Annotated in this window: 12 protein-coding genes and 1 tRNA gene; 7 read left to right on the forward strand and 6 right to left on the reverse strand. The window is 65.9% G+C overall.

Annotated features, from left to right (window positions below):
• Window positions 1-46: 46 nt before the first annotated feature.
• Genes ACS5NL_RS18925 through ACS5NL_RS18935 form a run of 3 tightly spaced genes read right to left on the reverse strand, consistent with a single transcriptional unit; the run spans window position 47 to window position 3,372 of the window.
• Window positions 47-538 (reverse strand): aminoacyl-tRNA deacylase, encoded by a 492-nt coding sequence (locus tag ACS5NL_RS18925; protein WP_439355528.1) that lies wholly within the window; start codon window positions 536-538, stop codon window positions 47-49.
• The gene (locus ACS5NL_RS18930; RefSeq protein WP_439355529.1) at window positions 538-1,581 is read right to left on the reverse strand and encodes an aldo/keto reductase; all 1,044 of its coding nucleotides are present in this window, start codon (window positions 1,579-1,581) and stop codon (window positions 538-540) included. The genes ACS5NL_RS18925 and ACS5NL_RS18930 overlap by 1 nt, the downstream gene beginning before the upstream one ends.
• A 54-nt stretch (window positions 1,582-1,635) precedes the next feature.
• On the reverse strand, window positions 1,636-3,372 hold the full coding sequence (locus tag ACS5NL_RS18935) for an acetate--CoA ligase (RefSeq protein ID WP_439355530.1): 1,737 nt from the start codon (window positions 3,370-3,372) through the stop codon (window positions 1,636-1,638).
• Window positions 3,373-3,407: 35 nt separating this feature from the next.
• Between ACS5NL_RS18935 and ACS5NL_RS18940 the strand changes: the two genes are divergently transcribed.
• Window positions 3,408-4,319: an alpha/beta fold hydrolase gene (locus ACS5NL_RS18940; RefSeq protein ID WP_439355531.1), complete on the forward strand. Its 912-nt coding sequence runs from the start codon at window positions 3,408-3,410 to the stop codon at window positions 4,317-4,319.
• A 13-nt stretch (window positions 4,320-4,332) separates the two neighbouring features.
• Here ACS5NL_RS18940 and ACS5NL_RS18945 read toward each other — a convergent pair whose 3' ends face one another.
• The gene (locus ACS5NL_RS18945; protein ID WP_439355532.1) at window positions 4,333-5,223 is read right to left on the reverse strand and encodes an alpha/beta hydrolase; all 891 of its coding nucleotides are present in this window, start codon (window positions 5,221-5,223) and stop codon (window positions 4,333-4,335) included.
• Here ACS5NL_RS18945 and ACS5NL_RS18950 point away from each other — a divergent pair.
• The 6 genes from ACS5NL_RS18950 to ACS5NL_RS18975 all read left to right on the forward strand — a co-directional run bounded on the left by ACS5NL_RS18950 (window position 5,222) and on the right by ACS5NL_RS18975 (window position 11,546).
• The gene (locus tag ACS5NL_RS18950) at window positions 5,222-5,779 is read left to right on the forward strand and encodes a hypothetical protein (protein WP_439355533.1); all 558 of its coding nucleotides are present in this window, start codon (window positions 5,222-5,224) and stop codon (window positions 5,777-5,779) included. The genes ACS5NL_RS18945 and ACS5NL_RS18950 overlap by 2 nt on opposite strands.
• A gap of 105 nt (window positions 5,780-5,884) precedes the next feature.
• A protein-coding gene (prfB, locus tag ACS5NL_RS18955; RefSeq protein ID WP_439355534.1) for a peptide chain release factor 2 occupies window positions 5,885-6,989 on the forward strand; the annotation gives its coding sequence in 2 pieces (ribosomal slippage) (window positions 5,885-5,965 and window positions 5,967-6,989; 1,104 coding nt in all).
• Entirely contained in the window at window positions 6,989-7,654 is a 666-nt protein-coding gene (locus ACS5NL_RS18960; RefSeq protein WP_439355535.1) for an HAD family hydrolase, read from the forward strand. Before prfB ends, ACS5NL_RS18960 begins: the two co-directional genes overlap by 1 nt.
• A complete protein-coding gene (gene pepN, locus ACS5NL_RS18965) occupies window positions 7,638-10,340 on the forward strand; it encodes an aminopeptidase N (RefSeq protein ID WP_439355536.1) in 2,703 nt (900 codons plus the stop codon). The genes ACS5NL_RS18960 and pepN overlap by 17 nt, the downstream gene beginning before the upstream one ends.
• Window positions 10,341-10,454: 114 nt before the next feature.
• On the forward strand, window positions 10,455-11,459 hold the full coding sequence (locus ACS5NL_RS18970) for a class 1 fructose-bisphosphatase (RefSeq protein WP_439355537.1): 1,005 nt from the start codon (window positions 10,455-10,457) through the stop codon (window positions 11,457-11,459).
• An 11-nt stretch (window positions 11,460-11,470) separates the two neighbouring features.
• Window positions 11,471-11,546 (forward strand) — tRNA-Thr (locus tag ACS5NL_RS18975).
• A gap of 1,148 nt (window positions 11,547-12,694) precedes the next feature.
• Here the strand turns inward: ACS5NL_RS18975 and ACS5NL_RS18980 are convergent.
• Entirely contained in the window at window positions 12,695-13,024 is a 330-nt protein-coding gene (locus ACS5NL_RS18980; RefSeq protein ID WP_439355538.1) for a hypothetical protein, read from the reverse strand.
• Between the two features lie 368 nt (window positions 13,025-13,392).
• Window positions 13,393-14,055, reverse strand: coding sequence for a hypothetical protein (locus ACS5NL_RS18985; protein WP_439355539.1), 663 nt, complete (start codon window positions 14,053-14,055; stop codon window positions 13,393-13,395).
• Window positions 14,056-14,164: the final 109 nt, after the last annotated feature.

Raw genomic sequence — 14,164 nt, forward strand, 5'->3', positions numbered from 1 at the left:
CTCGGTGTCGGGCCGCCGAGGGTTCGGCGACCGCGCGATGCGGCAACTATTCTGCCAGCGCGCACTGCACCGGCCTGGCGCCCAGCGGGCCGGCCAGCACGGCCGGGTCGATGCCGACCAGAAACCCGCGCCGTCCGCCGTTGATCCAGATCTTCGGCAAAGCCAGCACGGTCGATTCGACATACACCGGCATCTCGCGCTTCAGACCGAACGGCGAGGTGCCGCCAACCAGGTAGCCGCTGTGCCGGTTGGCCACCTCGGGCTTGCAGGGTTCGACCGACTTGGCGCCGATCTGCCGCGCCAGGTTCTTGGTCGACACGGTCCGGTTGCCATGCATCAGGATCGCCAGTGGCTTGGCCGACTCGTCCTGCATGATCAGGGTCTTGACCACGGCAAAGGGATCGAAGCCAAGCACGGCCGCGCTGTGCTGCGCCCCGCCGTGCTCCAGGTACTCGTAGGGGTGCTCGGTGAACGCCACCGCATGCGCCTTGAGCCAGGCGGTGGCGGGCGTTTCGCTGACGTGGTTCTTCTTCGCCATCACTGGGCCGGATCGCGGGATTCCCAGCGGATGGCGTCGATGGCCTTGAGCAGCTCCGGCGACAGCGTGGTTTCCCATGCGTCCAGGCACTGGTCCAGCTGCGCCAGCGAGGTCACACCAATGATGGTGCTCGCCACCTTGGGGTTGCGGTAGCAGAACGCCAGCGCCAGTTGCGCCGGCGTCAGCCCGTGTTCGCGTGCCAGGGCGTTGTAGCGCTTCGCGGCGGCCAGCGCCTCGGGACGGCCCCAGCGCTGCGCCTTCATGCTGTCGTACAGCGCCATGCGGCCGTGGTCGCCGACCAGACCGGTCTCGTCGTACTTGCCGGTCAGCAGACCGAAGCCCAGCGGCGAATAGGCCAGCAGCGACACACCCAGGCGGTGGCAGGTTTCGTCCAGCCCGTTCTCGTAGGCGCGGTTGATCAGGCAGTAAGGGTTCTGCACGGTCGCGGCGCGTGGCAGGCCCATCTGCTCGGCGACGCGCACGAACTCGTGCACCCCATAGGGCGACTCGTTGGACAGGCCGATGGCGCGCACCTTGCCGGCCTGGACCAGCTCGGCCATGGCCTCGAGCTGCACCTCGATCGAGGGCATGGGCCGGTCCTTGGACCCGTCGAAGTAGATCGCGCCGAACACCGGCGTGTTGCGGGCCGGCCAGTGGATCTGGTAGAGGTCGATCACGTCCGTCTGCAGGCGCCTGAGGCTGCCTTCGCAGGCTTCGATGATGCCGGCCTTGCTGACGTCGGGACGCAGCCAGGGCATGCCGCGCGCCGGCCCGGCCACCTTGGTCGCCAGCACCACCTTCTGCCGCACGCCGGGGTTCTTCGCGAACCAGTTGCCGAGGATGGTCTCGGTCGATCCGCTGGTCTCGGCCTTGGCAGGCACCGAGTACATCTCGGCAGCGTCCAGGAAGTTCACGCCACGCGCCAGCGAGCGGTCGAGGATGGCATGGGCAGTGGCCTCGTTGACCTGTTCGCCGAAGGTCATGGTGCCCAGGCAGATGGGGGTGACTTGCAGGCCGCTCTGGCCCAGGGTGACGTGGTTCATGGGTGGGTCTGAAGAGGATGAAAACAGAAGACTGCCGGCGAGTTTAGAAGCGATTCAGATTCCCCGCTGACGCGCCCGTTCCTCCTCCTGCAGCCGCAGCACGCGGCGCTGCACCTTGCCGGTGGTGGTCATGGGCAGCGCGTCGACGAACTCGATCTCCTTGGGGTACTCGTAGGGCGCGAGCTTGCCCTTGACGTGGGCCTGCAGGCTGGCGACCAGCGCGTTGTCGCCTGCGGCGCCCGGGGTCAGCACCACATAGGCCTTGACCACGGCGCCCCGCTCGGCGTCCGGCTTGGGCACCACGGCCGCGTTGGCCACCGCCGGGTGCTTGACCAGACAGTTCTCGATTTCGCTGGGGCCGATGCGGTAGCCCGCGGCCTTGAACACGTCGTCGCTGCGACCCTGGTACCAGAGGTAGCCGTCGGCGTCGCGCACGGCCAGGTCTCCGGTGCGGCACCAGGAGTCCGCCATGTCGCCGGTGAACTTGGCGCGCGTCGCGGCCTCGTTCTTCCAGTAGCCCAGGAAAAAGATCGGGTCGGGGTCGCCGTAGATGTCCAGCCGGTGCACCGCCACATCGCCCGGCACGCCGACCGCGCACTCCTGGCCCTCGTCGTCGATCACCGCCACCCGGTGGCCCGGGTAGCCCTTGCCCATGCTGCCCGGCTTGGCGGGGTACAGGCGCGCGCAGTTGCCGACGATGTAGTTGATCTCGGTCTGGCCGAACATCTCGTTGACCGTCACGCCCAGTTGTTCGCGGCAGTAGGCGAACACCGCATCACCCACCGCTTCGCCCGCGCTCATGATGGCTTCCAGCTTCAACCGGAACCGCTGACGCGGCGCAGGGAACGCCTTCATCATGGCCTTGAGCGCGGTCGGAAACAGAAAGGTGTGCGTCACGCCGTGGCGCTGCATCAGCTCAAACGCGGTCTGGGGCGCGAAGCGGCCGTTGAAGCCCACGATGGGCCGACCGAAATACAGCGAAGGCAGCAGCGCGTCCATCAAACCGCCAGTCCAGGCCCAGTCGGCCGGCGACCAGAACACGGCCTGCGACCTCACCGACGGATCGAACGGGTCGAAACCGAACCAGTTCTGGCTGCAGACAAAGCCGGTCAGGTTGCCGATCAGCGCGCGGTGCGGGATCAGCGCGCCCTTGGGGTTGCCGGTGGTGCCGCTGGTATAGATGAGCACGGCGGCTTCATCCGCCAGCGTGTGCACCGCGTCGAACGTCGCCGGCTCCTGCGCCAGCACCGTGGTCCAGTCGAGCACGCCTTTGGCGCCGGTGTCGACCGCGATCACGCTGCGCAGCACCGGGCATTGCCCGCTCACCGACTGCAGCGCGGCCAGCGTGCCGGCGTCGCAGACCGCCACCACCGCCTCGCTGTCGCGCAGCCGGAACTCCAGCGCCTCGGGGCCGAACAGCTGCGACAGCGGCATGCCGACCGCGCCCATCTGCAGCACCGCCATGTAGGCCACGGCCGTCTCGAAGCGTTGCGGCATCACGATTGCCACCCGGTCGCCGCGCTGCACGCCCAGCGCAGCCAGCGCATTGGACAGGCGGTTGGCCTGGTCCTGCAATTCGCCGAAGCTGTGGAGCCGGTCCTCCCGGTCGGGCGCGCAGGCGATCACCGCCGTCTGCGATGCCATGCCCGGATCGGCCGCCCAGCGGCGCGAGCAGACCTCGGCCATGTTGAAGCGCTGCGGCACCTGCCAGCCGAAACGCCGGTGCAGATCGGCGTAGCCGTCGGCGGTGGCAGTGCCCTTGAAGGTGTCGCTGTGTTGACGCTGGCGCATCACCGGTCTCCGTCTCGTTCCTTATGATGGATCGAATGTATCAAGCCCTGAACGAATCCCGCAGCACCTTCGTGCCAGTGCGCCAGCTCTCGTACCACGTGCGCCAGTGGGGCGAACCGGACGGGACACGACCGCCGCTGGTGCTGGTGCACGGCTGGATGGACGTCTCGGCATCGTGGCAGTTCATGGTCGATGCGCTGAGCGAGCCGCGCTGGATCGTGGCGCCGGACTGGCGGGGCTACGGCCTGACGAAATCGGGCCAGCCGCCCGCCGACAACTTCTGGTTTCCCGATTACCTGGCCGACCTGGACTTCCTGCTCGACGCGCTGGCGCCTGGCGAAGCGGTCGATCTGGTCGGGCACAGCATGGGCGGCAACGTCGCCATGATGTACGCGGGTGTGCGGCCCGAGCGCATCCGCCGCCTGGTCAACCTCGAAGGCTTCGGCATGCCCGAGACCCGCCCGGCACAGGCTCCCACCCGCTACGCGCAGTGGATCGACGAACTCAAGGCCCTGCACCGGGGCGAGATGGACCTCAAGCCCTACGACAGCGTGGACGGCGTGGCGCGGCGGCTCATGAAAACCAACCCGCGCCTCTCGCCAGACAAGGCCGGCTGGCTGGCCCGCCAATGGGCGGCACCGGATGCGCAGGGCCGCTGGACCATCCTCGGTGACACGGCCCACAAGGTCGTCAACGCCAACCTCTACCAGTTGCCCGAGGCCCTGGCCCTGTACGCGCGCATCACGGCGCCGGTGCTCTCGGTCACCGCCAGCGACGACAGCCTGACGCAATGGTGGAAAGGCCGGTTCACGATCGAGCAGTACCGCGAACGCCTGCGCCATGTGCCGCAACTGACCGAGGCGCAGGTCGGCGACGCCGGCCACATGCTGCAGCACGACCAGCCCGAGGCGCTGGCCCGGCTGATCGAAGACTTCCTGCGGAACTGAAAGGGCAAGGGCTTCAGGGCTGCGCGCAGTGCGCGGCCACCTCGCGCCAGGCATTGGCGTAGGCCCCGCTGCCGTCCTGCTGCAGGTTGCTGTGGCCCAGCGGCAGCGCCACCCAGTGCTTGGGCTCGGGCGCCAGCTCGTAGGCCCGACGCCCCAGCGACCAGGGCACCGTCTTGTCCAGCGTGCCGTGGATGAACCAGACCGGCGGATCGACCTTGCCGATGTCCTCCGACAACGCCATGCGCTGCGACCCGAGCGCGGCCAGCCCGTGCCCCAGCCAGCCGACCGACTCGGTGGCGACATCGGTGAAGCTGGTCAGCGCGCTCTCCAGCACCAGGGCGCAATAGACCTTCTGGCCGGCCAGCCGGCGCGCCAGCCGCGCGGCGACCGCCGAGCCCATCGAGTGGCCGTAGATCACCCAGCGCACCGGCGGCCCTCCTTCGGCGTTCACCCGCTCTTGCACCGCCTGCCAGGCGGCCCAGGCGTCTTCGTGGATCGAGACCTCGTCGGGCACGCGCGGGCTGGATGCGCCCCAGCCGCGGTAGTCCGGCAGGTAGACGTCCATGCCGGCGGCCTGCGCAGGCGCCGCCTTGGGCAGGTTCTGGAACGCATGGCGGAAGGTGCCGTGCAGGTAGAACACCCGGACCCGGCGGGCCTCCCCGGCCTTGGCCGGTGCGCGCAAGACCGTGACCTGCTCGCCCTCGCCCACCGGCGCCTCGAACGCCGACACCTCGGGCCGCTGCGCCAGCATCGCCTGCCAGGTGGTCGCCTCGGCCACCGGCGTGGGCCGATACACTTTGCCCCTTGTCCAGACGTCCAGCATCGAACAGCCCTGCAGCAGCAAGGCCATCCCCATCAGGCACCACCACCCGGCTCGGCCCGGGAACCTTTCCACCTTGTCCATGGCTGTGCATCGTATTTCATCGCCGCTGTCTGCCGGCTTTCTGCTGACCCTCGCGCTGTCGGGCCGGTCGGCGCACGCCGTCGACATGGACCTCCACCTCGACACCGGCCTGTGCCCCGGGCTGGAGCACGCGCTGGCCCAGCCGGCCGGCACCGGCGAGCGGGACCTGTTCCTCTCGAACTTCACCCACCACTGGACCCCGTCCGACGAGCACCAGCGCGTGCGCGCCCTGAGCGTGCAGCAACGGCTGGCCAACGACCGCTTCTGCGGCTTCAGCCTGTTCACGAACTCCTTCGGACAGCCCTCGACCTACGTGTTCGTCGGTAAGCTCTGGCCCGAACTGGTGCCGGGCCTGCCCCGCCTGTACGGTTCGGTCAGCGCGGGCATGCTCTACGGTTACGTCTCTCCCTACCAGCACAAGGTGCCGCTGAACTTCAAGGGTTTTTCGCCGGCCATCGTGCCCACCCTGGGCTACCGGATCACGCCGCAGCTCTCGGTCGAAGCCCATGTGCTGGGCACGGCCGCCGTGATGTTCGGCGCCGCCTGGCGGTACTGATCGCGCCTTACCCGCCCCGCATGAGAAAATCGGGGGTTTCGCGGATCTCCGCAAAATCACAGATTTCGCGGACCACCGCACCGACACACCGAACGAGAAAGCACCATGGAAGCCGAACGCACCAACGCCATCCGCAATCAACTGGCCGACCTGAGCGCACGCGTGGTCGAGCTCCGGAGGTATCTTTGACTACGATGCCAAGGCATTGAAGTTGTCCGAGGTCTCCAGCGCGCTGGAAGACCCCACCGTCTGGGACAACCCCAAACGCGCCCAGGAGCTGGGCAAGGAAAAGAAGTCGCTCGAAGACGTCGTGCTGGTGCTCGACCGCCTCTCCGGCGAACTGGCCGACAACAGCGAGCTGTTCGAGATGTCCGAGGCCGAGGGCGATGACGCCGGCCTGATCACCATCGAAGGCGAAGCCGCCAAGGTCGCGGCCGAGGTCGAGAAGCTCGAATTCCGCCGGATGTTCAACAACCCGGCCGATCCGCTGAACTGCTTCGTCGACATCCAGGCCGGCGCCGGTGGCACCGAGGCCTGCGACTGGGCCAGCATGCTGCTGCGCCAGTACCTCAAGTACGCCGAACGCAAGGGCTTCAAGACCACGGTCGAAGACGAAACCCCGGGCGACACGGCCGGCATCAAGAGCGCCACCATCAAGGTCGAGGGCGAATACGCCTTCGGCCTGCTGCGCACCGAGACCGGCGTGCACCGCCTGGTGCGCAAGAGCCCGTTCGACTCGTCCGGCGGCCGCCACACCTCGTTCGCCTCGCTGTTCGTCTACCCCGAGATCGACGACTCGATCGAGATCGAGATCAACCCGGCCGACGTGCGCACCGACACCTTCCGTGCCTCGGGCGCGGGCGGTCAGCACATCAACAAGACCGACTCGGCCGTGCGCCTGACGCACATCCCGACCGGCATCGTGGTGCAGTGCCAGGATGGCCGCTCGCAGCACAGCAACCGCGACGTGGCCTGGAAGCGCCTGCGCTCGCGTCTGTACGACCACGAGATGCGCAAGCGCCAGGAAGAGCAGCAGAAGCTGGAAGACACCAAGACCGACGTGGGCTGGGGTCACCAGATCCGCAGCTACGTGCTGGACAACAGCCGCATCAAGGACCTGCGCACCAACGTGGAAATCTCCGCGACGCAGAAGGTGCTCGACGGCGACCTCGACCCGTTCATCGAAGCCTCGCTCAAGCAGGGCGTCTGATGGTCAAGGCCCTGATCTTCGACATGGATGGCACCATGATCGATTCGATGCCTTGGCACCAGAAAAGCTGGGTCGCCTTCTGCGAGCGCCAGGGACTGGACATCGACGTGTCCGACCTCATGCGCCGCACCACCGGTCGCACCGGCATCGAGTGCATGGTCGAGCTCTTTGGCGAGATCCCGCACGCACAGGCCCAGGCCCATGTCGACCAGAAAGAAGCGATCTACCGCGAGCTGTTCGCGCCGGCGTTCAGCGAAATCGCCGGTTTCAAGGCCTTCCTGGGGCATGCGCAGTCGCGCGGCCTGTCGGTCGGCGTCGGAACCGCCGGCGACCGACACAACCAGGCTTTTGCCTACCACCATCTCTCGCTGGGGCAATCCCTGCCGACCGTCGGCGGCGACGAAGGCCTGCCGGGCAAGCCCGAGCCGGCCATCTTCCTGGAGGTGGCGCGCCGCCTCGGTGTCGCTCCCGAACACTGCATCGTCTTCGAGGACGCGCCGCTGGGCATCGAGGCCGCACGCCGTGCCGGCATGCGCGCCGTCGCGATCTGCAGTTCGCACACCGCCGACGAACTGGGCGGGCCGCATGTGCTGGCCCGCGTTCCCGACTACCACGCCCTGATCACTTCCCGTTTCCTGGAGACCGTTCATGCCACAACTGCGTGAGGGCGACGCCCCCGCGATGGTGATCCGTCGCGAAGACTACACACCGCCGCCGTTCTGGATCGACCGCATCGAACTGACCTTCGATCTCGACCCGGTCAAGACCCGCGTGCTCAACAAGATGAGCCTGCGCCGCAACACCGAGGTGCCGGTGCAGCCTCTTCGCCTGCACGGCGAAGACCTGAACCTGGCGCGCGTGATGCTCAACGGCGGCGGCTGCTCGTTCAAGATGGACGGCCAGATCCTGGTGATGGAAAACCTGCCCGAAGGCCCCGAGCCGTTCGAGCTGGAGATCTTCACCACCTGCTCGCCCGAGAAGAACACCCAGCTCTCGGGCCTGTACCTGAGCCAGGGCGACTTCTTCACGCAGTGCGAGGCCGAGGGCTTTCGCCGCATCACCTACTTCCTGGACCGTCCCGACGTGATGGCCAGCTACACCGTGGTCCTGCGCGCCGACAAGGACAAGTTCCCGGTGCTGCTGTCCAACGGCAACCTGGTCGATCAGGGTGAACTGCCGGACAACCGCCACTTTGCCAAGTGGGTCGACCCGCACCGCAAGCCGTCCTACCTGTTCGCCCTGGTGGCCGGGCGCCTGGTCGCGCGCGAGCAGCGCATCGTCACCCGCGCCGGCAAGGAGCACCTGCTGCAGGTCTATGTGCGCCCCGGCGACATGGACAAGACCGAACACGCGATGAACTCGCTGATCGCCAGCGTGATCTGGGACGAGGCCCGCTTCGGCCTGCCGCTGGATCTGGAGCGCTTCATGATCGTCGCCACCAGCGACTTCAACATGGGCGCGATGGAGAACAAGGGCCTGAACATCTTCAACACGAAGTACGTCCTGGCCAACAGCGCGACCGCGACCGACACCGACTTCGCCAACATCGAGTCGGTGGTGGCGCACGAGTACTTCCACAACTGGACCGGCAACCGCATCACCTGCCGCGACTGGTTCCAGCTCTCGCTCAAGGAAGGCCTGACGGTCTTCCGCGACCAGGAATTCAGCATGGACCTGTGCGCCGAAGCCTCGGCGCGCGCCGTCAAGCGCATCGAGGACGTGCGCGTGCTGCGCACCATGCAGTTCCCCGAGGACGCCGGCCCGATGGCCCACCCGGTGCGGCCCGACCAGTACGTCGAGATCAACAACTTCTACACCGTCACGGTCTATGAAAAAGGCGCCGAGGTCGTGCGCATGATGCAGACCCTGGTCGGCAGGGACGGCTTCCGCAAGGGCATGGACCTGTACTTCCAGCGCCACGACGGCCAGGCCGTCACCTGCGACGACTTCGCGCAGGCGATCGCCGACGCCAACCCCGACAGCGAACTCGCCCGCCAGCTCACCCCGTTCAAGCGCTGGTACAGCCAGTCCGGCACACCGCGCGTGCAGGTGGGCGGCCAGTACAACGCCGCCGACCGCAGCTATGCGCTGACCCTGAGCCAGTCCTGCCCGCCCACGACCGGGCAGAGCAGCAAGCAGCCGTTCGTGCTGCCGGTGTCGGTCGGCCTGGTGGACGCCAGCGGCCGTGACCTGCCGCTGCGCCTGCGTGGCGATGCGGCGCCGGCGGGCACGACGCGCCTGCTGGTGCTTTCCGAAACCACCCAGACCTTCGTGTTCGACGAGGTCGATGCCGAGCCGGTGCCGTCGGTGCTGCGCGGCTTCTCGGCCCCGGTCATCCTGGACAGCGGGCTCACCGACACCCAGCTGCTGCACCTACTGGCCCACGACAGCGACGCCTTCAACCGCTGGGAAGCCGGCCAGCAGCTGGCCCTGCGCCTGGCGGTGCAGGCGGTGCGCGCGCCGGGGCCGGTCGGCCCGGTACCGCTGGACGCGGCCTACGTCGAGGCCATGCGTGCCGTGCTGCGCCACCCGACGCTGGACGCCGCGCTCAAGGAGCTGGTGCTCACGCTGCCGTCCGAAACCTACATCGCCGAGCAACTCGCCGAAGTCGATCCGCAGCGCATCCACGCGGTGCGCGAGACCATGCGCGAGCAACTGGCCGAGGCGCTGCAGGCCGACTGGGCCCAGGCCCACGAACAGAACAAGGACAACGGCGCCTACCGGCCCGACCCGGTGAGCAGCGGCCGCCGCGCCCTGGCCGGGATGGCGCTGACCATGCTGTGCCTGGCAGCCCGCGAGAGCGGCGACACCGTCTGGCCGGGCAAGGCCTACCAGCGCTTCAAGGACGCCGGCAACATGACCGACCGCTTCAACGCGCTGTCGGCTCTGGTGATCAGCGGCCAGCCGCTGGCGCAGGAGGCGCTGGCACGTTTCCACGCCCTGTTCAAGGACGAAGCCCTGGTGATCGACAAGTGGTTCGCGCTGCAGGCCGGTGCACCCGACCGCGGCGGCAATGTGCTGCCCGCCGTGCGCCAGCTGATGAACCACCCGGACTTCAACCTGAAGAACCCCAACCGCGCCCGCAGCGTGATCTTCAGTTTCTGCTCCGCCAATCCGGCCGGCTTCCACCGCAACGACGCCGCCGGCTACGTGTTCTGGAGCGAGCGCGTGCTGGAACTCGACGCGATCAACCCGCAGGTCGCGTCCCGCCTGGCGCGCGCGCTGGACCGATGGAAGAAGCTGGCCGAGCCCTACCGCAGCGCTGCGCGCGAGGCCATCGCCCGCGTCGCCGCCAAATCCGATCTCAGCCCAGACACGCGCGAGGTCGTCACCCGCGCGCTGGCGGAATGACAGCCCCACGCTCCGCCGCTTCGCGGGTCGCTGCCCCCGAGGGGCTGGCCTTGCTTGGGGCGGCCCTGCGCTGCGGCCTTCAACCCACTTTCTAGAGTATTTCCTGGAGGAACCATGAAACGCATCTCCCTCACCCGCTATCTCGTCGAGCAGCAACGTGTCGACGGCCACATTCCCGGCGACCTGCGCCTGCTGCTGGAAGTGGTCGCGCGCGCCTGCAAGCGCATCAGCCAGGCCGTCAACAAGGGCGATCTGGGTGAGGTGATGGGCACAGCCGACACCGAGAACGTGCAAGGCGAGGTGCAGAAGAAGCTGGACATCATCGCCAACGAAGTGCTGATCGAGGCCAACGAATGGGGCGGCCACCTGGCCGCGATGGCCTCCGAGGAAATGGACAGCATCTACGTGGTGCCCAACCGCTACCCGCAGGGTGAGTACCTGCTGATGTTCGACCCGCTGGACGGCTCGTCCAACATCGACGTCAACGTCTCGATCGGCACCATCTTCAGCGTGATGAAGAAGCCCGAGGGAAGCCCTGGCGTGAGCGAGCAGGATTTCATGCAGCCCGGCAGCCAGCAGGTCGCTGCCGGCTACTGCGTCTACGGTCCGCAGACCACGCTGGTGCTGACGGTGGGCGACGGCGTGGCGATGTTCACGCTGGACCGCGAACAGGGCTCCTTCGTGCTGACCAAGGAAAACGTGACGATCCCGGCCGACACCAAGGAATTCGCGATCAACATGAGCAACATGCGCCACTGGGCCGAGCCGGTCAAGCGCTACGTCGACGAATGCCTGGCCGGCAAGGAAGGCCCGCGCGGCAAGGACTTCAACATGCGCTGGGTGGCCTCGATGGTGGCCGACGTGCACCGCATCCTGACCCGCGGCGGCGTCTTCATGTACCCCTGGGACAAGCGCGATCCGGACAAGCCGGGCAAGCTGCGCCTGCTGTACGAGGCCAACCCCATGAGCTGGCTGGTCGAACAGGCCGGCGGCGCGGCCACCAATGGCCACGGACGCATCCTCGACATCACGCCGACCAAGCTGCATGAGCGGGTCAGCGTGATCCTGGGCTCGAAGAACGAGGTCGAGCGCATCACCAGCTATCACGGCACGCTATAATCGCGGGCGTTGCCGGTGTAGCTCAGTCGGTAGAGCAGCTCATTCGTAATGAGAAGGTCGGGTGTTCGATTCATCTCTCCGGCACCAAGACCCAAAAGGAAACCCCGCTATCACATCGGTAGCGGGGTTTTTCTTTTGTTGGTGTTTGTAGGCAATCTGTAGGCAAGTTGGTCCGTTCACTAGCCCATTCGAGCGAGCCATCCGCTACCTGCAGGCAGGTTCCTTCACCCATTTCCGCACGCATCGCGCGCGCGCGCGAGTCGTTTGGTAAACCTTAGCTTTTGTTAGTCCACGGCGCGGCGTCATCACGCGCACAGAGGTTTTCTCTGGACGGTTAGCACTCTGCGTTGAACCCTGCGGTGTCGTGCGATGTACCGCAGACAAGATAGCCCCTCCCCTTGTTAAAGACTTGAAATCCCATGGGAGGGAATTTTTTCTGTGCGTGGAGAAACCGTCGATTTCCAAAGACACGGGGGCGCCGACTTCTGACCGCCCCCCTGGGTCACTCCCACCCGCTCAAGTTGTGACCATCGGGGCCACGTTTAGGCGTTCTTTCTTGGTCGGTCGTGAAGCAGTCAGCAGAAAGGTAAACAACCCAGACGGTCGCGCTCGCAAACGGACATACCGCCCTGCCTGTGCGTACGAGACTTCCCCTTTCACCACAGCAGATGGCTTATCTAGATGGTGTCCGTGTGGCGGTACAGAAAGCGGAGCCAAAACACCCTTGATAGGACCGTGGGGCGGTACAGAGTGGCGCGTCCTTGTACCGTGAGGCGGTCCTATGGCGATGGCCTCTGTACCGTGTCGCGGTCCAAGGGGCGCGTTTTTCAAGGGAACGTTTCGGCGGTACGCACCGCGCTCGAATGTCTCCACAGTGCCAGGGTCGTAGTCGGGATGTCGGTCCAACACTTGCCAGGTGACGGCGTACCAACTCGCCTTGTTGGGGCGGTGGCCCTTGAACGTCTCGAAAATGAAACCGCCGTCCAAGAGTTCACGCTTTGCCTTGGTCAGCATGTCGGACGACTTCCAGCCGCGCTTTTCCATGTGGGCGCGCGACAGCAACAGCCGCCCGTTGTTGTCCCGAACGTACTGCCTCGCGACTTCCAGCAGCAACGCACGGGCGTGCATGCTCAGGCGGGCATAGGCAGGGCAATCCAGTACCGACCAAGGCAGGGCGATGAACCCGCCAGGGTCGCGGCCTGACTGGCCTTTGCGGCTCTTATCGCGGCCCATTGTTAGTCCCCCCTTTGCGCACGTCGTGCTTGCCAATGGTGCACCTTGCGACGGTCGCTCGCTGTCAGGAAATAGACCCCGGGATGACAGATGAAACCGTCACGGTCCACAAAATTGATGCGACGGCAGGGCACCTCCAAGCCACGGCGACGAAGTTCGGCCACCAGTTCAGGCGAGTTACTGCACCCCACCACGCTGTCGAGGTTTTCCCTTGGCATGGGGCGGCGCAGCAGCGCAACAATCGCGCGCAAATGACGCGGGTTGTCGGTGCCGGTAAACTTCGCGCTGTTCGGGGCGCTCGGGTTCTCTTTGGGGGGCTCGGGCGTTTTCATTTCAGGCCACCCCCAGCGCGGCACGGATGCCAGCAACAGGCCAGCACAGACGGCCATTGAGGCGCACGGGGCGCAGGCCATCAGGAAATGTCTCTGCGCAGGCCCAACCCCTCAGTGTCTGGGGTCGGCGCAGCAGGTAGTGTGCGGCCTGCTCGGTCGGCACCGTGGGGCGGTTGACCAGTTCCAGCGCGGGAAACTGTTGGGGCTCAGTTACAGCGCGGCGGGTGTCTGCGCTGTGGTGGGGTTCTGTCTGCATCGTTCACCTTTCAAACACGTTGATTCGTGTCGTGGGGTGAATTGCAAAAGCCTCGATATTTCCCGAAAAACACCCGACAAAAACCCGATATTCGGGAGTCAGTCGGGCAGTCTTAAATTCGGTTTCGCGTAACAGTTCCAGGCCATATTGCCGAATGAATCACTGGCGCGGCTTGTCTTATCTTCCCCTTGCTAACTGCCCATGCGCGGGCTTTCGATGCGTACCATTCGCCGTGCGTGCCAGCGTGTGCAGCAACCTTCAGTCCGTTTCGCGTTGCTTCGCTCAGGTCTGCCTCAATTGACCCCCACTCGTGTTCGAGCGCAGCAATCAAGGCGGCCTTTTTCATGGGCATTTCTTGCGCTTCGGCCTCATGGCTAGTGTTCTCAGCCACCACGGGCGCGGGCGTGGTTGGCTTGGCTTCACAAGCAAGCGAGGCTCTCAGAATCAGAAGGTCTTGCTGATTGATGCCACACGTTTCTATGGTTGCAATGTGCGGGTCGCCGTCAAAGGGCATCAAAAAAACACATTCATCCCCTCGTGAGGTGAACTCCATGCTCACCTCTGTTTGCCCTCTCAGCATCAGTTCCAATAGGTGATTCACACCAAGAGCAATCACATCCAGTCGGACTTCTTGGATGTACGCGAGGCCACCAGGCAATGGCCCGAACGTTTTCGTCAGGCAGGCATGTTGTGGACCGTCCAAAAACTCGCATCGCTCAAGATGCCCCGGCATTGCCACCAGACAAAAGCGAGAATCCCTTGGGATGGTGTTCAAAACACGTTTAGCGCCAGCCGATAGCGGGCGGCTTGCCACGACATGAAACAGCGCGACTCGGAATCAGCGAATTCAACGCAGTTTCTGCGTTTGCACCGCCCGTTTTCGG

The sequence above is a fragment of the Hydrogenophaga sedimenti genome (assembly GCF_051857515.1).
Taxonomy (GTDB): Bacteria; Pseudomonadota; Gammaproteobacteria; order Burkholderiales; family Burkholderiaceae_C; genus Hydrogenophaga.